General features: G+C 33.9%; 20 protein-coding genes and 4 pseudogenes. 18 read left to right on the top strand and 6 right to left on the bottom strand.

Going from position 1 to position 25473, the window contains the following annotated elements:
* Positions 1-262: 262 nt before the first annotated feature.
* The 7 genes and pseudogenes from CDZ89_RS17260 to CDZ89_RS17235 form a co-directional block, all read left to right on the top strand.
* Positions 263-2272, top strand: a complete 2010-nt coding sequence (locus CDZ89_RS17260; RefSeq protein ID WP_100334087.1) for a zf-HC2 domain-containing protein — start codon at positions 263-265, stop codon at positions 2270-2272.
* A 215-nt stretch (positions 2273-2487) separates the two neighbouring features.
* The gene (locus tag CDZ89_RS17255) at positions 2488-3009 is read left to right on the top strand and encodes a hypothetical protein (RefSeq protein WP_100334086.1); all 522 of its coding nucleotides are present in this window, start codon (positions 2488-2490) and stop codon (positions 3007-3009) included.
* A gap of 93 nt (positions 3010-3102) precedes the next feature.
* Positions 3103-4374: a competence protein CoiA family protein gene (locus tag CDZ89_RS17250; protein WP_100334085.1), complete on the top strand. Its 1272-nt coding sequence runs from the start codon at positions 3103-3105 to the stop codon at positions 4372-4374.
* 173 nt (positions 4375-4547) lie between these two features.
* The gene (locus CDZ89_RS20385) at positions 4548-4661 is read left to right on the top strand and encodes an RAxF-45 family protein (protein WP_303621592.1); all 114 of its coding nucleotides are present in this window, start codon (positions 4548-4550) and stop codon (positions 4659-4661) included.
* A gap of 313 nt (positions 4662-4974) precedes the next feature.
* Positions 4975-6852: a ribosomal protection-like ABC-F family protein gene (gene abc-f / locus CDZ89_RS17245; RefSeq protein ID WP_100334084.1), complete on the top strand. Its 1878-nt coding sequence runs from the start codon at positions 4975-4977 to the stop codon at positions 6850-6852.
* A 3-nt stretch (positions 6853-6855) separates the two neighbouring features.
* On the top strand, positions 6856-7188 hold the full coding sequence (locus tag CDZ89_RS17240; RefSeq protein ID WP_227521543.1) for a DUF559 domain-containing protein: 333 nt from the start codon (positions 6856-6858) through the stop codon (positions 7186-7188).
* A 66-nt stretch (positions 7189-7254) separates the two neighbouring features.
* Positions 7255-7479, top strand: a pseudogene (locus tag CDZ89_RS17235) (23S rRNA (pseudouridine(1915)-N(3))-methyltransferase RlmH); the annotation flags it as partial.
* On the opposite strand, the gene CDZ89_RS17230 reads toward CDZ89_RS17235, so the two are convergent.
* Together CDZ89_RS17230 and CDZ89_RS17225 are read right to left on the bottom strand one after the other, a co-directional pair.
* Complete coding sequence (locus CDZ89_RS17230) at positions 7434-8732, bottom strand: recombinase family protein (protein ID WP_227521542.1); 1299 nt, start codon at positions 8730-8732, stop codon at positions 7434-7436. The pseudogene CDZ89_RS17235 and the gene CDZ89_RS17230 sit on opposite strands and share 46 nt — an antisense overlap.
* 809 nt (positions 8733-9541) lie before the next feature.
* On the bottom strand, positions 9542-9892 hold the full coding sequence (locus tag CDZ89_RS17225; protein ID WP_100334083.1) for a hypothetical protein: 351 nt from the start codon (positions 9890-9892) through the stop codon (positions 9542-9544).
* 143 nt (positions 9893-10035) lie between these two features.
* On the opposite strand from CDZ89_RS17225, the gene CDZ89_RS17220 reads away from it, so the two are divergent.
* The 9 genes and pseudogenes from CDZ89_RS17220 (at position 10036) to CDZ89_RS17190 (ending at position 18087) form a co-directional block, all read left to right on the top strand.
* Positions 10036-11340 (top strand): S1 family peptidase, encoded by a 1305-nt coding sequence (locus CDZ89_RS17220; RefSeq protein WP_100334082.1) that lies wholly within the window; start codon positions 10036-10038, stop codon positions 11338-11340.
* A gap of 528 nt (positions 11341-11868) precedes the next feature.
* A complete protein-coding gene (locus CDZ89_RS20335) occupies positions 11869-12003 on the top strand; it encodes a hypothetical protein (protein ID WP_264755097.1) in 135 nt (44 codons plus the stop codon).
* Positions 12004-12186: 183 nt separating this feature from the next.
* Positions 12187-12438: pseudogene (locus CDZ89_RS20330) on the top strand (recombinase family protein); the annotation flags it as partial.
* A gap of 51 nt (positions 12439-12489) precedes the next feature.
* On the top strand, positions 12490-13218 hold the full coding sequence (locus CDZ89_RS17215) for a recombinase zinc beta ribbon domain-containing protein (protein WP_264755096.1): 729 nt from the start codon (positions 12490-12492) through the stop codon (positions 13216-13218).
* Between the two features lie 114 nt (positions 13219-13332).
* A complete protein-coding gene (locus CDZ89_RS17210; RefSeq protein WP_100334081.1) occupies positions 13333-14361 on the top strand; it encodes a dsDNA nuclease domain-containing protein in 1029 nt (342 codons plus the stop codon).
* Positions 14362-16041, top strand: a complete 1680-nt coding sequence (locus CDZ89_RS17205) for a hypothetical protein (protein WP_100334080.1) — start codon at positions 14362-14364, stop codon at positions 16039-16041.
* Positions 16042-16204: 163 nt separating this feature from the next.
* A pseudogene (locus CDZ89_RS17200) lies at positions 16205-16873 on the top strand (DNA alkylation repair protein).
* A 271-nt stretch (positions 16874-17144) separates the two neighbouring features.
* Complete coding sequence (locus CDZ89_RS17195) at positions 17145-17636, top strand: CBO0543 family protein (protein WP_100334079.1); 492 nt, start codon at positions 17145-17147, stop codon at positions 17634-17636.
* A complete protein-coding gene (locus CDZ89_RS17190) occupies positions 17626-18087 on the top strand; it encodes a CBO0543 family protein (protein ID WP_096155622.1) in 462 nt (153 codons plus the stop codon). The genes CDZ89_RS17195 and CDZ89_RS17190 overlap by 11 nt, the downstream gene beginning before the upstream one ends.
* Before the next feature lie 116 nt (positions 18088-18203).
* On the opposite strand, the gene CDZ89_RS17185 is transcribed toward CDZ89_RS17190, so the two are convergent.
* From CDZ89_RS17185 to CDZ89_RS17175, 3 genes are read right to left on the bottom strand one after another with little or no spacing between them, the layout of a single operon-like run.
* Positions 18204-19322, bottom strand: coding sequence for a Ger(x)C family spore germination protein (locus CDZ89_RS17185; protein WP_100334078.1), 1119 nt, complete (start codon positions 19320-19322; stop codon positions 18204-18206).
* Positions 19306-20415 (bottom strand): GerAB/ArcD/ProY family transporter, encoded by a 1110-nt coding sequence (locus CDZ89_RS17180; protein WP_157842781.1) that lies wholly within the window; start codon positions 20413-20415, stop codon positions 19306-19308. Before CDZ89_RS17180 ends, CDZ89_RS17185 begins: the two co-directional genes overlap by 17 nt.
* A 23-nt stretch (positions 20416-20438) precedes the next feature.
* A complete protein-coding gene (locus tag CDZ89_RS17175; protein WP_096155619.1) occupies positions 20439-21899 on the bottom strand; it encodes a spore germination protein in 1461 nt (486 codons plus the stop codon).
* A gap of 113 nt (positions 21900-22012) precedes the next feature.
* Here CDZ89_RS17175 and CDZ89_RS17170 point away from each other — a divergent pair, with 113 nt between their 5' ends.
* Both CDZ89_RS17170 and CDZ89_RS17165 read left to right on the top strand, forming a co-directional pair.
* Entirely contained in the window at positions 22013-23716 is a 1704-nt protein-coding gene (locus CDZ89_RS17170) for a methyl-accepting chemotaxis protein (protein WP_100334077.1), read from the top strand.
* 253 nt (positions 23717-23969) lie between these two features.
* Positions 23970-24296 (top strand): MGMT family protein, encoded by a 327-nt coding sequence (locus tag CDZ89_RS17165; protein WP_100334076.1) that lies wholly within the window; start codon positions 23970-23972, stop codon positions 24294-24296.
* Between the two features lie 189 nt (positions 24297-24485).
* On the opposite strand, the pseudogene CDZ89_RS17160 reads toward CDZ89_RS17165, so the two are convergent.
* Positions 24486-25333 (bottom strand): annotated as a pseudogene (locus tag CDZ89_RS17160) (AraC family transcriptional regulator).
* Positions 25334-25473: the final 140 nt, after the last annotated feature.

Genomic DNA, 25473 nt, shown 5'->3' with positions numbered 1-25473 from the left:
GACCTTACCCGTTTGGATCGAAGCCCTTGTCCCTTATGCTTTAAACAAAACTCGTATTTTTTAAAAAATGAATAGATGATATAGTAAAAAAACGTTTCTTCCACAATAGAAGAAACGTTTTTTTTGTTGTGTGGTGTTATAGCCAGTCCCCCTAGTTTGGTGATATTTTAGGTACTAGTGGTCTGACCTCATTTAGTAAAATCTACCTATCCAAACGCTACCAATATGTTATAATATTCAAAAAACGGTAAGGGGTAAAATAATGCCGATGGAATATGAAAAAATCATTGCTGAGTATGAGGCAAGCTTATATCGAGTTGCTTCCTTGTTAACCAACAACAAAGAAGATGCGGAGATTTTAGTCATTGATACGTTTTTACATATGAAAAAGGAGATAACTAGTCTTCCAAAAGAGAACGACCTTTTTCACGAATTTTTTTCAACGAATGCCGTTATACATATGTATCACAACATACCAACTCTGAAAAAACGAAAAGAAGCTTCGTCACAACACGAACTAGTCGAGCTCCACTTTCTTCAATTAGAACAGATAGAACAACAATCTATATTACTTTATTATCTATTTAAACTGTCATTCCCATCCATTAGCAAACTACTAAACGTACCTACCAACACACTTGAGAATGTCATCCTTACTTTTCACCAAGAAATTTCTCACAAACCGAATAACGCTGACTGCTTAAGCATAGAAACTACTACCAAGTACACTCATCACCTACTATCTCCAGAAAACCGCACCGAAGTGGAAGACCATCTAGAATTTTGCCCAGCGTGTCGTAGTCTAGTAGATGAAACGAATGGTACGATGAAAAAAGTGCAAGCGTTCATTCAACCAAACCCACTAGAAACACCTTTTGCAGAAAAAGCAATAGCAAAAACGCAAGACAAAACAAGAAAGAAAAAGTCATTGGCCTACCAACTACTTACGGCTGCAAGTATTGTCCTATTGTTTGGTCTTATCGTGTTAAACATGCCAAAGATAGAGGGATGGACGAAGCTTGCTACTAACTACGTGAAGTATGGTGATTTTTATAACGTTTGGGAAGAGGGAACCTATGTAGCAGAAGCAAGCGGCATTTCGTTTGAAATTACTGGTGTGGAAATTACGTCGGTGCTGATGCGCGTGGATTTTCTAATAGAAAATGAAAGTGATAGAGTACTACAATTCGCGGATAATGAACAAGGAAATCACTTAATTAGTACAAGATTTACGGGAGAAAGCGGCTTGTTTAATTTAGTTTCCGATGAGGAGGAACATCGGGTAAGTTATGTAACGATAATAAGTGCGAATGAAGAAGCAACAGAAGGTTCGTTTTTTCTAGATATAACGAAAGGGATGTGGACGATGGAGGAGATTCCAGAAGCGTTTGACCTTCGCTTTACCACATCCAGAATTGGTGGTGTATTTGGTCCTTGGGAAGTGACTGTTCCAATTTTGTATAAGGATGGAATGAAAAAAGCGAATACGATCGAGTTAGACGAGAAAGTATCGATTGGGGAACTTTTTGATATTTCGGTTTTTGAATGGACAACAAGCTCGACGGGGAATGTGATGAAAACAAGAATAGATACCTCCGAGGATTTACGTGAATCGCGTGCAAACGATCAAAAATATATAGAATCCGTTCAGATGAAATATAAAGTAGAAACGGAACAAGGAGAAGCTCTTCTTCAACATCCGTATGGGATGTTTTCGTTTTATGTAGACGAATATTCCGAAGGTGGATTTTACGAGTTGGATAGTGACGAATCCATTTATGAGCAAGCATTCCACCCGTATACGTATAAAATGGTGGAAGGTAACTATCATACAACGAAATACAATAAGGAGCCTTTATATTTTAGTTTATACGAAGTGACCATGAGTGAAAGGACCGACTTTTCCTTTCCACTACAGCTAAAAGAAGTGGACAAGGAGCCGATGAACATAACATTCGACGGGACTATCTTTGAATACTTAACAGTTGTAAAAGAGGAAGGGGAAGAAAGAATAACCTATCGTGTCACAATTACAGGAAAAGAAGAAAATCCTCGCTATGAGCGCAGTTATTATTTTGACATGGAATACGTGGAGCATGAAGATCCATATGCTTATTATTTCTTAAGTGATCAAGGTCATGACATACAGAGAGAATTAGCGGAATTCTCTATAAGTGTTCCGAAAGATCATATAGATACGGTTTATATTAATGCTAGGTATGTGAGTACGACGATTCGGATGGATGAGCCGGTTAGGGTGCCGGTGTATTAAGGGGAGTTAAAGCAAAAATGAAATTGAGAAAGCTCAGCGCCAGCCAACCTGTTACACAGAATCCTTTCTTAAGAAATTTGCTTTGAAGGGATAGGGATCTTGACGCATTTGTACCAAGGTTTCTGTTCCTTCAATTCACCATTTATTTCATACACCAAAAACAGCCCACCATTTCTATTACTATTAAGATAGATACAATAACAGGAGGAACTACTATGGAAAAAGAAAACAAGATTTCCAAAATATTATTTTACGTCGGCTGTGCAGAATTAGTCATCGGCTTCTTTGTAGGGTTATATTTCGGTTCAGAAACAAGCTACTCATTTAATTGGTATGTTGCATTTCTATTTTGGGGTGCCGCCTTTATAAGTGCCATCTTTATCTTCGGTTTTTCGGAAATCATAGAACTACTGCACAAAATCAATGAAAATACGAAAACAAAAAACAACACCACTAACTCCTCAGAACGAGAACCTGTTGTTACAATAGAAAAGAGTAAGGTTGTACAAAAGCGATGGGAGCTGTCTAAAGATGAAGTAGATAGAATTTCAGATTACTTCTCTAAGAAAAAGCTAGCCATCGAAAAAGTAATCGCTACTCCTTTCCAAGATGTTGTTTACGTAAAACTATCCAACAACACAGTGAAAATAATGATGGTTGGGAACTTCATCCCGGAAGAGATTCCTAGTAATTTGCTGTCGGATGAGTTAAAACAATGGTTAAGAGAAAATAGTTAACCAAAGACGAACGGCAGGGACAGCAGCCACAATGCAACAACGCATTAATCGGCCTGTCCCTATTATTCTATTAAAAATGAAGAGGTGATAAAAATGAGAGAAGCATACCATGTAATCGAACAAGTAACCGAAAGACTACCATATCATTTAACAAAAGAACATGTACAATCCTACAAGCAACTCGCGAAAAAAGGTATTTACCAATGTCCTTATTGTCAGGCGGAACTAATCGTCAAGTACAGTGACATAAAAGAAGTCCATTTTTCCCATAGGCATTCAGAAGCTTGCACAGAATCAAAAATGGCAGATAAAGCAGAAAAAAAGTATAGAAAACAAACAGAAAGAGAAACTCCTCAGCATAAGACCCTCGTAGATATATTTATAGATGAACTAAAATCTACTTCTAAGATTAATCCCACTATCAATGTTGATTACGGTTATCGTGCAAACATAAACTTAAAGCAATATCCTGACATTTTTCTAAAAATTGGCCAAACGGAACTCGCTATTTCCATCGTGACAAACGTTACCCCCAACCTAGATGCTACCCTTGCAAAAGAAATACAAAAACGCCACAAGTACTTTCAACAACAAGGCATGCACCCTATCTGGTTCATAGAAAATAAAGAACTAGCCATTGAAAAAGAAAAACATGCCATCGTCCTATGGGAAGCAGAAGCATCCATTTCACTACATACTTCCGAAGATAAAAAATGGGAAACTGCTTTAAAAACAATAGCAACAGATCTATTATTCTTTAAACCTTATAATTACGTAGCCTCCTTGCCTAACTTAAAGGTAGAAGTAAGGAGTTTATATTATATTCAATCAACTGAAGACGGTATCTCCGTGCTCATTCATCGCTATCTAAAAGACAGAATACAAAAACCATTTAGAGCATTTTTATTAGGAGAAGGATACAAAATACCATTCTCCCAAGCATTAGCAATAAACGAAAAAAAGTTAAACTTAAGCGATCCTCAAATAGAAGAATCAAATAGAAATCAATTTATCGAAAACTATCATTTCCTACACAAAGAACAAGAAGAAGCCGAGCTCAGAAGAATAGAACTCGAGGAACAACAAAGAAAAGAACTAGAAAAACAAAAAGAATTATTACGCCAACAGATGATGGAAGAGAGAAAAAAGCAACAACTCGAGGCAAACGAAAACAAAAGAGCCATGCATTATGATGAATTGAAGTTGTTACTAAGGAAAAGAATCAACCTAACCCAAAAGGAACAACAAGAACTCTGGTCCAAATACATGCTCCGAAAAATCGGGCCAAAGAACGCACAGAAAGTATGGGATATTGTAGAGGGGAATGATGTGAGGTCGTTTGAGGAGTTGAAGAGGTTGTTGTGAGAAACAGGGACGGGGTTAAATTCACATTTTAATAGGATGTAAATTTAACCTCGTCCACATTTCACATCCTAGAAGAACTGTTCCTGTGGCTGGAAATTTCCTAATCTTCATTTGATAATATTACTAAATAATGCTAAAATAAACATAATTATTTAGAACGGAGGTGGGAAAGGATGTTAACTACTGTTTTGGTGCGCGGTTTCTGGAATGAATTCTTATATTTCGTCCGTGCAAAATTTGCTGTATTAGTTGTCAACGGGATACGTATGCCCATTTTTAGCAACTAAATAGCAAAACAAATACAGAGAAAACATCTCTTTACCCACAATAAATATAGGTAAAAAGAGAGCGTTTCCTACGCTCTTTTTTTGTGCCTACTTTTCTGAAGGAAGCCATGGGGATTGCTGTAATCTCTTTGGCTTTTTCGTGTTTTTAAAAGGTGTTTAGTATGGTTTTGTAATCTATTAAAACCAAGAGTGTAGTTGAAGAAGATTTGAAGAAGGAAATTGATTGCTACGGAAAGCATGTACCTGTAAAGAAAATAACGGATACATCTCTTACACATAAACAACATTCAGTAAACAACTAGGAGGATCAAGCATGATCACATGTAGTGTAAACCAAGTGAAAAAAATGTACGGAGGAAACTCCATCTTTGAAAATATAACATTTGAAATAAAAGAAAACGACCGAGTGGGTCTAGTCGGTCGAAATGGTAGCGGAAAAACGACGTTGTTTCGATTGCTAGCTGGAGAAGAAGCACCCGATGCTGGCCAAATTCATTGGAAAAAAGGCTTGAAAATCGGCTATCTATCGCAAATTCCTGATTACCATAATGAACATACAACAAAAGAGGTACTACAAACTGCTTTTTCTGATCTATTAAAAACAGAAGAGAAGATAAAGCAATTAGAAGCGGAGATGAGCAGAGAAACGACAGAAGAGAAAATGCAGCGACTCATACAAGAGTATGGCAACGTCCAAGACCATTTTACAATTCAAGGTGGCTATGAGATAGAAGCCAATATTGAAAAAATCGTAAATGGTTTAAACATAAAATCTCTATTAAATAAAGCATTCTCAACATTAAGTGGAGGAGAAAAGACGAAGGTTGGATTGGCCATTTCCCTTCTACATGAACCGGATTTACTGCTATTAGATGAGCCGACTAATCATTTAGATTTGATGGCAGTTGAATGGCTAGGAAACTTTTTACAAGAATATCGTGGAACGGTTGTTGTAGTTTCCCATGACCGTTATTTTCTAGATGAAGTAGCAACCAAAATACTAGATATGGAGGACGGCGAAATAACCTGCTACCACACGAACTTCACAGGATTTATGAGAGAGAAAGAAGAGCGACTGTTAAATGAGTTCCAAGCATTTGAGGAACAGCAAAAGAAAATAAAGAAAATGAAAGAAGCGATTAAGCGGCTACGTGAGTGGGCAAACAGAGCGAATCCACCGAGTGAAGGTCTTCATAAAAGAGCACGTAACATGGAAAGAGCGATAGAGCGAATGGAGAAAATTAATCGCCCTATCCTAAATAGAAAGAAAATGAATCTAGAAATGGAAGCAGCAGATCGAAGTGGAAAAGACGTAATCATACTTCGTGATGTATCAAAGTATTTTGGTGATCAACTACTCTTCCAAAACGTAAACCTAGATGTGAACTATCAACAAAGGGTGGCTATTATAGGCGAAAACGGAACTGGAAAATCTACATTAATTAAGCTCATGCTTCACCAATTAAAACCAGACAAAGGAGAGGTTCGTTTAGGCAGTAATGTGAAGGTCGGCTATTTATCCCAACATATTTTTTCTGACATTACGGACGATACATTGATAGATGTCTTCCGTAGTGAGGTGCGTGTGACAGAAGGAGAAGCGAGAGGGATTTTAGCGAGGTTTCTATTTTATGGACATACCGTCTATCGAAAAGTCTCCCAGCTCAGTGGAGGAGAGAGGATGAGACTACGCTTAGCGCAGCTAATGTACCAAGATATCAACCTGCTAATCTTAGACGAACCAACCAATCACTTAGATATTGAATCAAGGGAAGTTCTAGAAGAAGCATTAGAAGACTTTAATGGAACGATCATAGCAGTTTCTCACGACCGCTATTTTCTTAATAAACTGTTTGAAAAAATTTATTGGATCCAAAATCAAGAAGTAAATGGATATGTAGGAAACTATGATTATGCGAAAATGAAATGGGATGAAAAGGCACTGCGGAGTAAGAAAGTAGAGATCACCCCAGAGAAGAAAAAGGAGGGGCAACATTCCATCAGTACGAAGAAAAAGGATGGTAATAATTCAGAACTGTTGAAGAAGGAATTAGCTATCGTAGAAAATCGGATATTAGAAGTAGACCAGCAACTTGCGGAAAGTACCGATATAGACGTTTTGCAGAAGTTATATAGAGAGAAAGAAGAATTGGAGAATCGTTGGGAAGAGATTTGTGAAGGGATAGAATGAGTTTTGGGTGCAAAATTAGGCTATGGGGCCAGTACCACAGTTTGGACACAAGTGGGAATGTCCGGCTACCGAATCGATATGGCGATCGTGCACCCAGAAGACACATCTCGATACATTCTAGGCATCGAGTGTGATGGTGCCATGTACCATAGCTCACAAAGCGCCAAAGACAGAGATGTATACAGACAAAACTTCCTCGAAAGCCGCGGCTGGAAAATCGAACGAATCTGGAGTCGGAACTGGTGGAGAAACCCTACCGGGGAGATAGAAAGAATCGACCAGAGGGTGAAGGAATTGTTGGAAAAGGAAAGTGTTCAGAAGGTGGTTGTGAAATGAAAGTTTAAAGGTGCCTGACCCCCAACTAGTAAAAACTTTAACGTACTGAGGGCAGGCACCTTTTATGAAGAACTTGTGAAAGAAATAGACAAGCTAGCTACATATGGAAATAGTAAAATAGCTTTCATCATAGGCGGATCACTCGGACTAAGCAGTGATGTTATGAAACGAGCAAACGATGCGTTACCTTTTTCTAAGATGACTTTTCCACATCAAATGATGCGTTTAATACTACTAGAGCAAGTTTATAGGGTGTTTAGGATTATTAGGGGTGAACCGTACCATAAATAGAGGCAAAAAAATCTGAAGATAAGGTGGCATTTTCTCTTTTGAATCATCATTTGAAGAAGAATTTTCCTCTGAATGATCTGATTCAATTGCTCTTTTAGTTTAAAGTTTGTATGAACTGTGTCTTTATTAATATTTTCTATGGTTTGACGAAAGCCAGCTAAATCATTTAAGAAGTCAGCTATACGATTATAGACAGCATATTCTGCATCGTAGGCTTTAATTGAATTTGCTCTACATGCAGCTGATCCTTTGTTGTGGAATTCGCCGCAGACATAATAGCGATATTTTCGTTTTGTTCCATCTTTTTGTGTAGAAGTAGTGATAGAAGGAACCATGCCTTGGCCACAATCAGGACAGCGTAGGATACTACTTAATAGGAAAGGCTCGTTTGACTGACGCTGCTTAAAGGACTTACTTTGCCTTCGGGCTTGAACGATATTCCAAAGCTCGTTAGAAATAATCGCTTCGTGTTTCCCATTGACTAAAATGGGATTCGCATTTTTGCCACGCCTTCTCTTTTTATCCCAGTTCTCAACTTGTAACCATCGGATTTTACCAACATAGATTGGATTATCTAATATAGTAGCAATACCATTTATTGAAAAGAATCTATCGCGTTTTGTCTTATGACCATTTTTGTTTAAGTTATTAGCGATAGCCTTAAGACCATTACCCTCTGCATATAGAGTAAAAATAAGTTGAACAAGCTCTGCCTCTTTGGTGTTAACAACAAGCTCTTTTTCTATAGAATCATATCCGAAAACTACTCCGCCGTTCCAGCTTCCTTCTTTAGCTCTCTGGGTCATCCCGAGCTTTACATTTTCAGATAGCGTATTTCTCTCCATTTCGGCAATGGAGGCCATCAGTTGAACGACAAGTTTGCCTATAGGACTTGATGTATCAAAATTCTCAGAGTAGGAAATGAACTTTACATCATACTCTTCGAATTTATCTAGCAGAACAAGAGTATCCAACATATTTCTTGAAAGACGTGATATTTTCCATACAAGGACAGCTTGGAATTTATCCTTTTCCACATCAGATATCATACTTTGCATGGCAGGTCGCCCTTTTATATCTTTCCCACTAATGCCTTCATCAACGTATTCTTCTGCAATCTGCGACCCATAAAGATGTACATATTGACGAAGGGTTTGCAATTGAGCAGATATGCTATAACCTTCAGAAGCTTGTTCTTCTGTGCTTACTAGACAGTATATGGCGACATTTTTTATTTCATTCAGTTTTATCACTCCTTTAACTTTTGTAACAGTATTAGTATTAAAAGGAGGAGAAAATACCTTTCTTGTGATTGTTTTGTGATAGTGTACATAAATAGTACAATGAAGGTTATTCCTAAAAAGGATCAAATTGTTGGAATGAGGAGGCTGATTTAGTTAGCTTACTTTTATAAAATCAACAAATGGTAAAATGATAGTATAATAAATATCTTTTTAGTGAATATTTTGAAGGAAATTCTTCATATTTCTTAGGAAAATGAAGAGCATAAAAAGTTAATTGTAAATATTGGTGAAGAGTTGGAAGCGGATGGATTAGAAGTACGTTAGATCAAAGGGATTTAAACCAAGAAATAAATTAGCCTTGTGTAATTGGAAAGACCCCAAATAGTGAATGCTTGTTTATTTAGCTAAAATAACAAGTCTTCCACATTAGGGGTTTTTATTGTTTGAAAATATCAACTATTAAAAAATATGGAAAGACAACCATTCACCCAATGAATTTAAATGAACTTGCGCGAATAATGCATACCAATGTGGCTACAATTTTAACCACTTTTTAATAGTGGGTGTCGTGCCGATAAAAGTCGAAATGATGATTTTAATTAGCTATTTAAGGGGCTATTTATAAGACATTCCTAATAAGAAAAACCAAAAATTACATTCGTAGCTTCATTGTTGGTTGAAAGCAATTATGTACATCCTACTTTGATTAGTATCTGTTTCTCCTTCCATATTCCCCTCTGTTAATTTAAATAGTAATTTTAATTTAATAGATAATTCCTTCATTTCATCTGGGGCGATAATTCCTTGTTTTTTCTTATCTAGTCAAAATAATCAAAACTAGTATATACCAATATTTTGTCAACAATTACGTTTCCTGATTGTTCATATATTAATAATTCCTTTGATGAATTGTTATTAAGATTAGATAAAATTAAACGATATGGGGAACCCAATGTTTCAACATTATCAGAAGTTTTCGATTTATTAATAGTATCTATAATTTTATCAACTGCTTGTTTATCTTCACTATAGTAAATTATTTCTTCTGTTTTTACATTTTTTATCGTAACCACTGAAAATTCCTTAGCGTCTATCAAAACTTCTTTTTCACATCCAGATAATATTAATATCACTAATATAAATCCTAATGATAGATATTTTCTATACATTCTTATTCCTCCTATTTATAAATTCACTTGTAATTATAACACTTCATATTATGTCAGTAAATTCAAAATATTCATTGATATAATTTACAGATAAAGGTAAACTTATCTTGTAATAATTAATTAATATTCTAGGAGGAGAAAAAATGAAGAGAAGCTTTATATGGATTATTGTTTTATCTATTATTCTTTTGTCACCAATAATTTCAGTTTCTGCAGTTGCTACAACAGCACAATCAGAAAATAAAAGTGATAAGGCGAATAAAATTCTTAATGAGGTGGAAGAAAATATTAAATTTAGGGAAGAGTTTGGACTTAAAAGTAATAAAAATTTTGTAAAAGAAGTAATGGCAAATCCAAAGGCATCCAAACAAGCATTTGGTATATACATGACCTATGAAGAGGAAACGGAACTTACAAATAGACTGAAAAAATTAGACAAGATAGTCCCAGAACTTAAAGGAAATATAAAGAATTATTTAAATAATGAAGAGTTTGGTGGGGTATATATAGACCAAACTAAAGGTGGAGTTATTAATATAGGAATAAAGAAATCCGTTCCTAATATTGAAATGAAAATAAAAAATATAGTTGAAAAATATAATGAATTTAATATAAATTTTGTAGAAGTAAATGTATCTGAAAAAGAATTAGACGCTGATCACGACAAACTAATTTTACACCTAGAAGAACTAACTAGTAAGGGAATTATAATTAATTCTATAGCAACGGACATAAAATTAAATCAACTTGAAATAGGGGTAGATAAGTATATTAATGAAATAGAGGAAGTCTTAAAACAATATATTAATGTACCATTTTCTGTGAAAGAAATTCCGAGAGCGCAAGATACTAATAGGTTTAGTCAATACAGACCATTACAAGCTGGGATAGCCATAGACGGTGGTAGTTGTACTGGGGCATTCTCAGCCTGGGGATATGTAAATGGGTCAGTTCAGTACTATTATCTAACTGCTGGTCATTGTGGACATCAATGGAAATCTGTAACTCAGGGTGGGGGGACAATTGGTCAAATGGCGAAATTCGCCAATTCAGATAGTGTTGACGCTGCAGCTATTGCTATTAGTTCAAGTAATAAAAGCAACAAACTATATGGTTCCTCTTCAAGGTCAATTAGTATAACTAGTTACCAGGCTTCAAGTGACGATTATGTAGGACAAGCAGTTTGTTTTGCAGGGATTGAATCAAATATTAAATGTGGAACAATAAGAAATGCGAACTGGTCAGGTTTTTTTGGGTTAAGTTATTATTTTAATATGGTACAAATGTCTGTTGCGCCAGTTCCAGGAGATAGCGGAGGTCCTGTTTACTACAGTGGACAAGCTCGAGGAATAGTTAAGGGATATTCTAATGGTGGGACCTATGGTGTTTACTCTCAAATACAAAACGTATTAATACGCCTAGATCTAAGAAATATTATTAATTACTAAACAACCTGCTCATATTAGAAGAATCAAAAATAAAGAGTAACTTAAATGATTGTAAAAAGTCACATATAAAATAAAAGACGTGTCTTGCCTGCGCAGTAGTACGATACTCTGCAATTAGGGTTTATATAATGGAATCCACTAAGAGGTTAAGTGCATGGTATTTTTTGATTTAGCTCACCACTACTTTTAGAAGTTTTTCTGGAAAATTATTAATAATTTCTTGTTATCTACTAATTTGTATGTTTTACTTTTTATTAATAGTTACTTTTTAGGGCTATAGATATGATTAACTTAATTAAATACTGAAAATATACGGAAGCACCGTTCGATTGGTCTACAGAAGTGTAGGCTTGTTGAGCGGTGCTTTTTTGTCTTTTTCAGGAGGCAGGTGGAGGCATGCTTTATTGAATACGGAACAAGAGAAAACGAGTCTTTTTGATAAGTTAAGTCAAAATGAGTTCGTGTCAAAGGAAGTTTTATCACTATTTAAGCAGCACTATTACAAAATTGGAAAGGAGGTTATGAGAAATGAGAGATTCTAAAAAGGAAGTACCGGGAATGCAAACCAGATCTTTTATTAAGCGTATCCCAGGGAGCGATCATGCGGTATTTCAAGTTCAACTAGATCTGCCTTTATCTACTGAAAATAGAAAGAAAGTATAAAGTATTTATCTCTTGTCAATCTTCTTAGAAAAAGCTAGAGAAGGCTCATGGAATGGTGGAAAAGTACTAGGTTATGATTCTGTTGAGATATCGGCTGAAAATAAAAGGAGAAAATCAACCAAGCTAGTTATAAACGAGAGAGAAGCACAAACAGTTAGGCGAATATTCTAGCTATATTTCGAAGGGAATGGCTACAAATCTATTGCTAATACCGTTAATAAAGAAGGTCATCGTAGCAAAAAAGGAAACCTATTCTCTATAAATGCAATTAAAACAATCATCACAAATCCAATTTACGTTGGTTATATTCGTTACAACGTAAGGGAAGATTGGAGTGAGAAGAGAAGAAGTGGCATTAATTCCAATCCAGTTATTGAGAGAGGGCAACATGATTCAATAATTAGCGAAGAAGACTGTAATAAAGTAAAAGCAATACTTGAAAAAAGAAGTAATAAGCCAAACAGAGTTCACAGCGGTGAATATCCATTGACTGGACTTTTGAGGTGCCCTTCTTGTGGAGCTGGTATGGTTCTAGGGAGAGCCACTAATAAGAATAAAGATGGTAGCAAGAGAGTTTTGGAGTACTATGTGTGTGGTGCTTGGAAAAACAAAGGAACTGCTGCTTGTAATTCCAATGGTATTAGAACTAATTATGCTGATGAATACGTCTTAAGTAAAATATCACATTTTACAAATAACGATATGTTAATTAAAGATGTTGTTGACCGTATTAATGCAGTAAACAAAGATGTTTCATCCCCGCTTCAAGAATATAACCAAATAAAGAAGTCAATTGATGCTGCATCTAATAAAAAAGACAAAGTTTTGAGTTTGTTTGAAGATGGAGTACTAAGTAAAAGTGAACTGGTAGACAGACTTGCCAAGATTAATGAAGAGAAGCAAAACTTAGAGAATAGGCTTTCGCCCATTGAAAGGCAGTTAAACCAAAGTAATAAGGCAGAAATATCGTTCAAAATGGTAAAAGAGGTAATGACAAACTTCGAAAAAGTTTATAAAGAATCTATTACCACAGAACAGAGGAAGCACCTACTACAACTCATTATTAATAAGATTACGATTAAAGATCGAAAAAAAATAGATACAATACAAATACAACTAAATAACAATGTAGTGAGTCGTTTCACCTTAAAGGGAGAAGAGAAGTCGTCTGATGATGACTTCTCTTCTCCTTTTTTAGTTTGTTTTGAAATCTAATAAACTTAGATGCAATTTGATAAGTATATGAGGAAATGCCTATTTTTTATTGCAGGTTAATGTATATTAATGGATAATTAGGAAGGGCTTACGTGTACTTTTAGGAGGAATTGGATGATCGATAACTCAATTATACATCAATTAATAGCAATAGAAGATGAGGAAAATGGTGGAGATAATGCGTTAGACGGTTTTGAATTCCAAGTATCGTCAGCGATATATTTAATATTTAATGAGTTGAAGGATAAGAAAGATTTTGCATTAATTTATGAAAAAATAGAAGATTTTATAATTGTGAGCGATAAAATTAGTTTATTTCAGGCTAAGAGTGTCAGCAATAATATAACTCCAAAACTATTGTATAAGCCTTCTAGAATAACAGAGAAAGATAGTTCGGGTTTATCTATTATAGAAAAAATGTACACAAACTATAATAAAGTTAAGGGGAAAATCGGAGAGAGTAAGGTCGAATCTCATTTGCTCGTCTGCGAGAATATTGAGTTTTCCAAGAAGCTATCAAAGGATCTAGAGGGTATAAAATATTTAAAAACCTTTAGTTTTCAAGATTTAAGTGAGGAAGTTAAGGAAGAAATAATTAATGAAACATTGTTTGAAAGTTATGAATGGGCTAAAATACACGCTACTCGATTAATACCTAAAACAAGACATGAAGAAGTAACTAGAATTTTTATAGAAGATACTATAAATGAAATCCTTGGAGATAATAAAATTAATAGTACTGCACTTTATAATGCACTCACTTATGAGATACGAAGAATTAGGAAGAATAAGTGTGAGTTAACAAATACCTATTTAACACAACAGATTTATAAATATACTAGTTTAGAGAACGATTTCAACTTTAGTGACTGTGCACATTTCTTAAATGATAAAGATAGAAGAAGTATTCAAATAAGCTTAATTTTTACTGAGATAAACAGCTTTCTACAAATTAGAAACCACCCTATTCTACAAGACTACCAAAAGATAAGTGAATATTTCGATTTGAAAAGTTTCGATGACTTATATGATATTTTTCATGAAATAAAAAGTAATAATTATTTTGAAGATATATGTATAAGATTAAATGATCATGAGATAAAAGTATTGATATTATTGTTTGTAGCAAAGGAGATGAATTAATTGGATTTTTTCATTAAAAAGTTCTCGATTATTTCTCCATCAAATAAGAAAGCTTTTAGCCGAGATTTCACATCCAATATTAACTTAATAGTGGGAGAAAAAGATACTGGAAAATCTACTCTATCTAGAGCTATGTTGTACACTTTGGGCTGTGATGTAAGAAGTTTTGATTTTTTGAAGAAATATCCAGATAATATTTATATTTTAGAGTTTTCCATTGAAAATGATGATTTTATTCTTATAAGACGGAGACTAAAAGATGGAAAAGGGAAAAATTACTTTAAGATTATAAAAAATAAATATAACAGTAACATTTATTACGACACAACTAGTTTCAAGGATAAACTAAATGAGGTATTAGGTATACGATTAATTACCACAGGTAAAGAAAATACTGAAACCAAACTATTTCCAAACCATATTTTCCTTCCATTTTATACGGATCAGGATTATAGCTGGCAGAGTTATCTAGCTACTACATTTAACGGAATAAATTTTATATCCAATATTAAAAAAATACTCTTGGAATACTTTAGTGGGGCGAGAAGTAACGAATACTACACTCTCCAACTAGAAAAAAATAAGGCAAAAGCTAATTTTCAAGAAATTGATTCTCTAATAAGAAGTAAAGAGTTGATAATTCAAGAAAATATAAGAAATATAAAAATTATTGAGAGTATAGATGTTGAGGACTTTAAAGAAAATTATAAACTAGTCCTACAATTATATAATAATATTATTGAAACAGAACACAGAATAAAAGAAGAGCTTAATGAAAGTATATACACCAAAAATTCTCTATTAGAGATGCAATCCAAACTAGATTTATCTGTAGAAAATTTTATAAAAAAAGAAATAGAAAAAGAATGCCCAACATGCAATCAGAGAGTTGACAATAATATGGAACAGAATTATAGGTTGCTACTTACAAGGGAAAACTTAATAAATGAACGTGAAAAAATTAAAATGCATCTAGATGGGGTAGAAAAGACTATAAATGATTCAATGGAGCAAGTAAAAGCATTAAAGGCTGATCAAAACAACCTTGAAGAGAAGTTAAACGCTGATGCTACTGTAGTATCGCTAATAGAAAGGGCAGATAGTTATGCGTTGTCCCGCATAAACATTAAGCTAAAAGAAGAGATAAAAACATTGGAATTACAAAGAAAGGAATACGAAGATAAGTTAGAAGAAGTTGAAGAGAATTTAAATAAATTAAATGGAAGAGATGTTTCACAAGAATATAAGAGATTGATGATACAGGCATTTAATGAATTGAATATCCAATTCTCTTTTAAAAACTACTATACATCCAACTTGGAATCAGTAGAGATTGGATTATCTGGAGCATCTAAAGTGCAGGCATTTATAGCTCAATATTTAACTATTTATGAAATGTCACTGAAAAATAAGGAAGTAATAAATATGCCAATGATTATTGATACTTTTCTAAAAGATGATTTTAATAATGATGAAATTAAGAAAACAGCACAGTTTATTTTTAGTAAACTAGAAAATACCTTTCAATCCTTTATATTTATCTCCAATAATGGACAAACTCTAGATACGATTAAAGAATACGACTTTAACAGAATTGATTTAACAAAACCTTATAACTTTTTTAATAGTAACTATCAAGAAACATATGGGAAGTATTCTAAGGAACTAGAGGGAGAATAAATCTTGGTTGGTAAAAACCTCATTTAGATACACCACGGAGAACCGTACCATAAGTAACGGCGAAATGAATCACTCCTTTTTCATTGTTATGATAGGATTGTATGCAATAAGACTTATAATGAAATTTAGTTATTGATATATCCCGCATAAGGAGTTGTGTCAAATGAATAAAAATAAAAGCACAGAAATAAAACGCTCATCAAAAGCAGAAAACATTCTACCTCAGATCAATAGTAAAACTAAGCTAGGCGACTTACGAAAAATCGCGAAGGACATTAAAAAAGATCACTAACTAGCTATGGAACTTTGGTCAACCGGAGAGTTTCTGCCCAGACTATTGGCAATCTTAATTATGGACAAAAAACATCTTTCACAAGATGTACTAAATAAGCTTGATAAGGATATGCAGACTCACACATTTGATGAGCGAAATAACTTAATGGATTGGTTAATGGCTAATCAGCTTACCAAAGACAAGAAGAACATTGCAATGATGGAGTTATGGGAAAATAGTCCTTCTTCTCTTCAAAGGCGAACTTTCTGGTATTTTCAAGCGCGATTGAGATGGACTGGAAAAATACCGCCTGATAACACCGCAGACTTACTATCTGCAATTGAAGCTAATATTACGCAGGAAGAACCGGAAGTTCAATGGGCTATGAATTTCACCGCAGGCTGGATAGGCGTTTATGATGAAAAGTATCGAGCACGTTGTATTAAACTTGGTGAGAAAACGGGTCTTTACAAAGATGAAATGGTATCAAAAGGATGTACTCCCAATTATTTACCGGAGTTCATTACGATTGAAGTTAACAAACGAGTTAATAATTAGTTACCCTGAAAAAATCATATGGAAGTCGGTGCCTGACCCACAGTACACTAAAATTTTACTGTACCGGGGTCAGTTTTTTTTATTTGGAAGTGTAACTGTGACCCCGTCCCCGATTTTACACTTCGTTTTAATCAAACCCAATCAGCTATTATAAAGATTAGTGTAATATATCTAAGTTTGAGAACTTTAGATATAAGTTTTAGGGTCAGGCACTGCTTTCTGCATAAATCTTCGGAAGTTCACTCATACTTAAATTAGGTGGTGAATACATATGCAGTTCGACTATTTTGTGCTATCTTCTCTATGGGTAATATTTCCTATAATACTTTGGAAAGCAGTACCGAGAACTCGAATACGAGAGGTAGTAGCTACCTTTTTGTTTTTTCAAATGTTAACTTGGCTATTTAGCATCGGATTAACCAATGCGGGGTTACTCGAAGCGCCTGTCCGATTTTTTAAAGATGCTACGACAATCAATTTTACAATGGAATATTTAGCGTTTCCTACCGCAGCTGTTTTATTTCAATTGTATTTCCCTATTAACGCTAAATTTCTGAGAAGATTAGTCCATTACTTGTTGTGGGTAGGAGTTATTTTATCTTTTATGATTCTAATAGGGACATTTACAAACATCATGAACATAAAGATAGATAATCTAATAAGAAGCTTCTTTAATTTTACTATTGAATTATGGTTATGCCGTCGTTATGTAGTGTGGCTTTTCAAACAGCCTCCAAAAGGGTCTGATACATATGAATATTGAGTTTATGCTTTTATATGTTTTATATGCTATTACTTTTATTTCTTTAGGCTTTATTCCAAAAAACAAATGGAGAGAGGCTAGTATTGCCTTTTCTTTCCAACAATTCGTTACCTGGTTTTTGGGTTTACTTGTCGTCCAATTAAATTTAATAGAATACCCTGTTAGAGAACTTGCGAATGTCAATGGTACAAGTTTTTTATTCGAATTTATTATGTTTCCAATCATAAGTAGCTTCTTTTGTATTTATTATCCCCAAAAGAAGACCATATGGAAAAAATTCGTATACATTAGCTCTTTTTGTACAATTCTAACCTTGTTAGAAATCTTATTCGAAAAGTACACCAATCTAATAAATTATCTTCATTGGGACTGGTATGTTACATGGATTACTGTATTTGGTTCATTAATATTAATATGGAAGTTTTACAAATGGTTTTTTCAATTGAAATAGATAAACATGATAAACTAGGGACGGGGTTACATTTCTCATTTATAAAATGAGAAATGTAACCCCGTCCCCGTTTTCTCTTAGCGACCGGAGTTCTGGCCCTAATTTTCGGTTAATTGTTAGTTAATAATTCCACGGTCTATAATTTTCACATGGACATTAGATTTTATGGAGATAGAGGGATACAATTCTTTCCAATCATGATTTTCCCAAAATGTATTATGCAAGGCAAATACTCTTCTACCAATACCAAACCCATCACAGTTTGCTTCTTGAAGTTTTTTTATTACTGCTTCACTTTCCGTTGTTAATATTTTCGTTAAAACATTATCTAGTTTTATTACCTCTTTTTTTTCCTGCAAATTATCGTGTGGATATTCTATGACATCCACATAAAGATTTAAATCAATTTCCGCCTCTATAGTGTCATTCTTAGGTACTATCTTCATTTTTCTATCCAATTTTTTAATTTCAATGGTGATGATATTATCGAATGGTTGTCTGTTATTACTCGGATCGTCAATCGTAAGGGTCATTTTTGCAGATTTTCCCTTTTGGTCTGCAAGTAGTAAAAATAACATCGATTCATGGGCATCTAATACTCCACTTTGTTTTTTGTCATTAAATAGCGCTGTTCCAGAAACACTAATTTCTTGACTTGCTTTATCCAATTTAAGATAGGGAACAATGAAGTCTTGTCCTTCATCAAACATAATTGGGCATATATATTCTATAGTTTGAACTGGTACATATGAATGTTCCTCGGCACTGTTTAGCAATTCGGTTATATAGATACTAATCCGAGGTTTATTTTTAGGGTATAACATAATATAGTCTTTTGCAGTTCCATCCACAACGGCAATTTTGGCGTTTAACGCACTTAATGGATCTCGGTACATACTGTCTAAAAATGGATATACATCTGTTTGGGCAACAGATGGTCCCAGTAAAAATACTTTTAGTTTTGAAATCTCTATATGTCCTGGTATGGACCTGTCTAAAGCTAATTTCGTTTCATTGAATGATTGGCCGACTGCTACGGCATTTAATCGATTATCAACTGTTTCTTGACTAGGTAATAATGGAGCAGATACAGATGTTTGCACTTGACCATCTTCTAGATAATCAACACCTACAAGCATAAGTAAAGTTGCTTCTTTTAGTAGTCTTTCATCCCAGCAACCAGTTAATAATATCAAAACAGTTAAAATGGTAATGGTTTTATGTAGTTGTTTCATTTTTTTCTCCTTTCCTCTTAATAAAGATAGAAAGTATTAATAGAAAAACAGGTAAAAAGAACAAGAAACCGAAACTAACAAAACTGATTACTTTTCCTATATCTTTAATTAACAAATATTGTTCTCTAGGTATAAACGTTAAAAAAAAGGAAAGAAATCCAACCACTATAACAATTGCTTTAAAATTTACTTTTTTAAACGTATACTTTAATCCAAAACTTGCCATATAAAGGTAAGATGATGCTGTAGTAATCACTAACAATACCCATAAAGTGACAAAAATTAAGTCAACTCTCTCAATAATTGGTGAAGTAAAACCTTTCGTCATATAAAGTACTGGATGTGGAACTATGTTAATTTCCTCCGGACTAAAATAGATAGAGCAAGTAAAAACGGTAAATGAATAAATGATAGTTACAACGATATTTGCCAAACTCGACATAAAATAAGCTTTTTTAGGTGCTATCTTTGTGTGTGTGTATCCAACCATAATGACCTCTAAACCAAGCATTGCAATAATACAGTCTTTGGAAGCGATAAGGATGTTTTGGAGTCCGTTATATCCAATTGGCAGTATATAGAATATATTTACTCGTTTATAGGAAATGGCAATGGAGATAATAATTAGAATAATTATAGGAATCGTCAAAACATAAAATCGAGCAAGCGGTTGGAGACCAGCTCTGACCAAGTATACAATTGGGATTAATAATGTTAAGACTATAAGCCAATGTGGTGTATAAATGAGAATCCAAGTTTTGATTATCTCACTATATAAAACCAAGACGAACGAAAAGATCATAATAAAAAACAATATATATAATAAGTTAAAAAAAGAACCAATTTTCTTTCCAAATATTAAAGTTTGTTTACTAAAAATGGACTCCATTTTATTCTTGTTTTTTAGTAACATCCAAATAACAGTTATAATAATTTGAATTCCTATACCAGCAATTAAGACAGAAATCCAGCCATCCCACTTTGCATTTTTGAAAACTGTATTTGGAAGGGATAAGATACTTATTCCTATTTGCGTCTGTACAATGAGAAAAAATAGTTGCCATTGTGTTAGTTCATTTTTATTAATATTCACTTTGTTGCACACTCTCTATCATTTTACTTATTAGATGATTCATCTTTTATTATCCAGTTTGGAAGTCTAAATATGCTATCTCTAAATTCTTTTGGATCAAAAGGTGATATAGGATAAAGATATGGCTTTCCGTAAGATTCTAATTGGCAAAGGTGAATTAATATAATGGAAAACCCAATGATAATTCCAATAAATCCAAAGCAAGCAGCAGCAACCATAAGCGGAAACCTCAAAATTCTTTTTGACATACTTAATTCATAGGTAGGCACAGCAAAGGAAGCAACTGCAGTTAGTGCAACAACAATTATCATTAAAGTGGAAACTAAGCCAGCATTTACAACTGCATCTCCAATTACTAAACCTCCCACAATACCAATTGTAGGTCCCAATGGATTGGGAAGTCTTATTCCTGCCTCTCTTATTAATTCAATAGTAATCTCTAATATAATTGCTTCAACAATTGGTGGATATGGTATTTCTTGAACGGAATCTTTAAAAGTTAATGCCAAATCTCCTGGAACAACTTCATAATGAAATGCAATGACTGCGATGTAAAGTGGAGGTAAGCTTAAGGCAATAAGGAAGCTCATTAAACGTAAAATACGATAAAAGCTCCCTATTATCCACCTACTTTGGTAATCATCTGGTGACTGATAAAAAGTAAAAAATGTTATTGGCAAAATGTAAGCAGTCGGACTCCCATCAATAAGAAGTACAATTCTTCCTTCAAGTAAATTAGTTACTACTCTGTCTACTCTTTCAGTATTTAATACTTGCGGGAAGGGAGAGAAAGTATTATTTTCGAGTAATTCTTCATTGAAATAAGTGTAGTTGATATTGTCAGTATTAATATTTTTTAATTTATTATTTACTTTAATAATTACTTCTTTATCTGCTAGTTCTTCGATATAAAGTAGAGCTATACGATCATTTGTCTTGTTCTTATCACTTTTAATGTATTTTACAACCATTCCAGGGTGGTGAACATTGGACCGTATTATATTGATATTTGAAGAAATTCTTTCAATTAGCCCTATATGAGATCCTCGTATAACTTGTTCATTAATTGGCTCTGAAACTTCTCTCTTCATCACGTTTTCTACATGTATAGCAATAATAATCGGATTATTATCTTGAATAATTAAACATTTACCTAGAGATAAAAATTCAACAGCCTCATTAAGGTCATTTGTTTTTGCATACTTATTTAGTGAGGTATTTTCAAGAAATTCAACTGATTGATGATGAGCTAATGGCGAAAGAATATATTTTTGTAATTCACTGTGGTCTACTCTAGAAGCAAAATAAACCAAGGTGATTTCTTCATTAAACTCCTTTATTATTAAGTCATCCGTATCATGTGTAAGTTTTTTAATTAAGGCTATATTAAGGGACTTATCTAAATCTACACTCAGTACTTGTGTAAGACTGTTTGTTTTATTATCTTGTTTTTTCGAATAAAGCCTCTTAAAATACATACTCATCCTGCTTCCTAAAAAGTTAATTAAAAATAGTATGTATATTAATTGAAAATTTATGCCTCTAAGTCGATATATTAAAGGTATGATGCTAGTTTGATTTTAGGAGGAAATTTTAAGTGCTTAGAACTATTAAGAGTAAGTTGATTTTTTCAATTAGTATTTTAATAATCTCTTTAATAACGATTTGTTTAGTTACAATATTTTCTTTTACAAAATTAAAGGGTGAACTTGATTATATAATCGAAAATGATTTTCAAGTGATATCGAATGCTAAGGATATTCAAAAGCTTATAGTAGATATCGAAACTGGAGAAAGAGGTTTTTTATTCACAGGGGATACCATCTATCTAGAACCTTATTACCATGCTAAAGGTGCAATAGTGAATAAGTTTGACCTAATTTTAGAGGATGTTAGTAATAGTCCACAACAAGTAGAAAGTATAAATGAGATACTTACTTTAGTGGATAAATGGCTAGTGGAATACATTGATAGAAATATTGATATTAGAATAAAAAACGACCTTCAAACAACCGTTGTTTTAGCTGACTTTGAAGGTGGAAAATATTATATGGACCAAATCAGGGTATTGATGGAAGAGTTTATTTTAGAGGAGCAATCACTTACCGAGAATAGAGTGGCTGAACTGAATTCCTTAATCCTATGGACAGAGATCATCTTAATTATATTCATTGTTTTGATTATCATCATAGCAACTATACTAGGAATTAGCATCACAAAGAATATAACAACTAACCTACGTTATATAAGTCAGCTGATTTTAGATATGTCCAATTCAGGTGGAGATTTAACGAAAAGAATTAATCTGAAATCAAAAGATGAAATTGCTGAATTAGGAGAAAATACGAATAAATTAATAGAGAGTATAGGTAACTTAGTAAAGGAAGTTAATCAAACAGCTAATTCGGTTGCGATAAGCAGTGAAGAGTTACTTATCGCTTCAAACGAAACAACGAAAACCATTTCACAAATAGCTGAAACAAACAATGAAATAGCCACAGGTTCAGAAGAGACCTCCACTTATGCGGAGTCTTCTCTAAATAAAATGGAAGAATTGAATATGTTTAATAAAAATGTGAATGAAAAAGTTGTCATAGTCAAAGATAAATCGTCCGAAATGAAAGAGGCTTCCTATCAAGGTGTAGCAAGCGTGAATAGACAATCGGAAAGTATCCAAAAGCTACAATCGTTATCAAATGCTAACTTAGAAATGATGAAAATCTTAGTCGATAAATCTAGCGAAATTGAAAAAATCGTAGAAGACATCAACAAAATTGCGGAACAAACGAACCTTTTAGCACTAAATGCCGCAATCGAAGCATCTCGTGCTGGTGAAGCAGGGAAAGGCTTTGCAGTAGTAGCAGCAGAAGTTCGAAAACTGGCCGAGCAATCCAAACACTCTTCTAAAAATGTAGGAACGATTATTTCTGAAATTCAACAAGAAATGGAAACGGCAATATCCTCTACAAGTGAAGTAAATGATGAGGCGAAATTAAGTGTCTCCAATGCTAAATTAACGAAAGAATCATTATCTGTTATTGAAAATAAAATATTCGAAACACTATCATTAGTGGATGATATTAGAGAAGAAGTAAACAACACATATAAACTGAGTGAAGAAGTAACAGAAGTGTTCAGAGAAGTATCTGAGATTGCAAAAGAAACATCAAAAGGAAACCAAAACAATGCTGCAGCTTCAGAAGAAGGTTTAGCCGCAATGGAACAAATGAATTCCAGCGCAGTAGAACTAGCTGAACATGCACATAAATTAAAAGAAATGGTTTCTAGTTTTAAAGTTTAATAATAGCAATGAAGAAGAGGCGGCTAGGAAGTTAGAGGAATCTGACTTTTTGGTAGCCTCTTTATTTCTAACATAGTAATTTTTAAACAAACGTTTGATTAAATGATAATGAAATAGTAGCATTCTTAAGGGATGTAGAGTTCCGGTTGGAAATTAACATTATTAATTGTTTTAGTAGGAAAGAAATCTTTGATAAAACAAGAGCATCTTATTACTAGTAAAGAACGTTTGATTGATAGGAGGACCTATTATAGTGACACCTTTTACCGAAAGAGTGATAGACATTATTCGATCCATACCTAAAGGCGGGGTCATGACATATGGGCAGATTGCAGGGCTCGCAGGAAGTCCAAGAGCTGCCAGACAAGTTGTTCGTATCCTCCATTCGATGAGTAAGAAGCATCGTCTCCCATGGCATCGAGTAATTAACGCTAAGGGACAGATTGCCCTTCAAGATGATGAATCCTACAACGAACAAAAGATGACCCTGCAAATCGAGGGCGTTGAAGTAAGTGCTAATGGAAATATTGACTTATCTAAATACCAGTGGCATCCATGTGAAATTGGGGACGGGGTATAATTTCTTATCTTCGATTTGACGAATTTCCATAGATATATGTTGGATTTTTATTGCCAGTCCTCCAGGTTGGTAAAACGTTAACGTACTGGGGGTAGGCACCTTTTTTTGAAAAAAAGACGGACTAAGAATACACCTAAGTCAGCCTTTAACACGTTTGGTCTGGGATAGAAATAAGTAGAGGCTTATTTTCTACTTTTTCTTAATAGAGATCCAGATCTCACTTTTTTGATCTTTGCTAGCTAGTATTTCCGGTCCCCCTACTATTAGCTCATAGGAAGATGTCGGTAACCACTCGGAGTAAATTCGCTGCCAATGCTTTTCTACTTGTAGCCAATCCCCATCCACTTCAAAAATTGCCCAGGTTAACGCAGGGACTTCTAATGTTGAATACTCACTTTTCTCTCCCTTTGTAGTAACGGCACCAATATATTGGTTAAAAATTACCTTCCCATCCGGACTCTCTGAGTAGTTGACGGATACATGAACAATCCCAATAGGTTCCTTATTAGAGAAGGACTCCATTTCACTCATTTTCTCATCACTGATACCTGCAATCATATTTTCATAGGTAGGGGATAGGATTTCATTTTCCATTTTGACCTCATACTTAACTCCAATAACTTTAAATGCTTCATTTTCAACAATACGGTATTTCATTTCGATTCCTCCTTGAATAGTTAATTGAAAGGTCATTCTTGGATATGCTTTTAATTTTTGTTGAGGCCTTCTTGATAAGGAAGGAGTTACTCCGTGGTAATTTTGAAAAGCTCGTGAAAAGGCATCAGGAGATTGATATCCATACTTCATTGCAATATCAATTACTTTAACTTGAGAGTCCTTCAATTCTAGAGCAGCCAAAGTAAGTCGCCTTCTGCGAATGTACTCAGAATAGTGATACCTGACAGAATGGTAAATAGACGTTTGAAATGATACTCAGAGCAGAAGGCTCTATTCGCTACTTCATTTAATTCAATAGTACTAGCCAAATTGTCTTCAATATAATTTAGAGCATTGTTCATTCCTTGTAACATATCCATTTAATTTAACCACCTTTCATCAATATACTAACAGGATAAAAGACCCATTACCCGACATTACATGCTCATTTTAGTCGGGTTTCGATTTTATATTTATACAGTGAAGATTTCTAATTGCAATATTTAGTTTTCTTAAACAT

It is taken from the genome of Bacillus alkalisoli (assembly GCF_002797415.1).
GTDB classification, from domain to species: Bacteria; Bacillota; Bacilli; order Bacillales; family Bacillaceae_I; genus Bacillus_CD; species Bacillus_CD alkalisoli.
The sequence above is the reverse complement of the archived record's forward strand: the minus strand, read 5'-3'. Positions and strand labels throughout refer to the sequence as shown.

Excerpts from the sequence above, each read along its gene's own strand:
- CDZ89_RS17250 (WP_100334085.1), top strand. The coding sequence starts at position 3,103 with ATGAGAGAAGCATACCATGTAATCGAACAAGTAACCGAAAGACTACCA.
- CDZ89_RS20385 (WP_303621592.1), top strand. The coding sequence starts at position 4,548 with ATGTTAACTACTGTTTTGGTGCGCGGTTTCTGGAATGAATTCTTATAT.
- CDZ89_RS17255 (WP_100334086.1), top strand. The coding sequence starts at position 2,488 with ATGGAAAAAGAAAACAAGATTTCCAAAATATTATTTTACGTCGGCTGT.
- CDZ89_RS17175 (WP_096155619.1), bottom strand. The coding sequence starts at position 21,899 with ATGAGTATGTATTTTAAGAGGCTTTATTCGAAAAAACAAGATAATAAA.
- CDZ89_RS17190 (WP_096155622.1), top strand. The coding sequence starts at position 17,626 with ATGAATATTGAGTTTATGCTTTTATATGTTTTATATGCTATTACTTTT.
- CDZ89_RS17210 (WP_100334081.1), top strand. The coding sequence starts at position 13,333 with ATGATCGATAACTCAATTATACATCAATTAATAGCAATAGAAGATGAG.
- CDZ89_RS17185 (WP_100334078.1), bottom strand. The coding sequence starts at position 19,322 with ATGAAACAACTACATAAAACCATTACCATTTTAACTGTTTTGATATTA.
- abc-f (WP_100334084.1), top strand. The coding sequence starts at position 4,975 with ATGATCACATGTAGTGTAAACCAAGTGAAAAAAATGTACGGAGGAAAC.
- CDZ89_RS20335 (WP_264755097.1), top strand. The coding sequence starts at position 11,869 with ATGAGAGATTCTAAAAAGGAAGTACCGGGAATGCAAACCAGATCTTTT.
- CDZ89_RS17220 (WP_100334082.1), top strand. The coding sequence starts at position 10,036 with ATGAAGAGAAGCTTTATATGGATTATTGTTTTATCTATTATTCTTTTG.
- CDZ89_RS17195 (WP_100334079.1), top strand. The coding sequence starts at position 17,145 with ATGCAGTTCGACTATTTTGTGCTATCTTCTCTATGGGTAATATTTCCT.
- CDZ89_RS17260 (WP_100334087.1), top strand. The coding sequence starts at position 263 with ATGCCGATGGAATATGAAAAAATCATTGCTGAGTATGAGGCAAGCTTA.
- CDZ89_RS17225 (WP_100334083.1), bottom strand. The coding sequence starts at position 9,892 with ATGTATAGAAAATATCTATCATTAGGATTTATATTAGTGATATTAATA.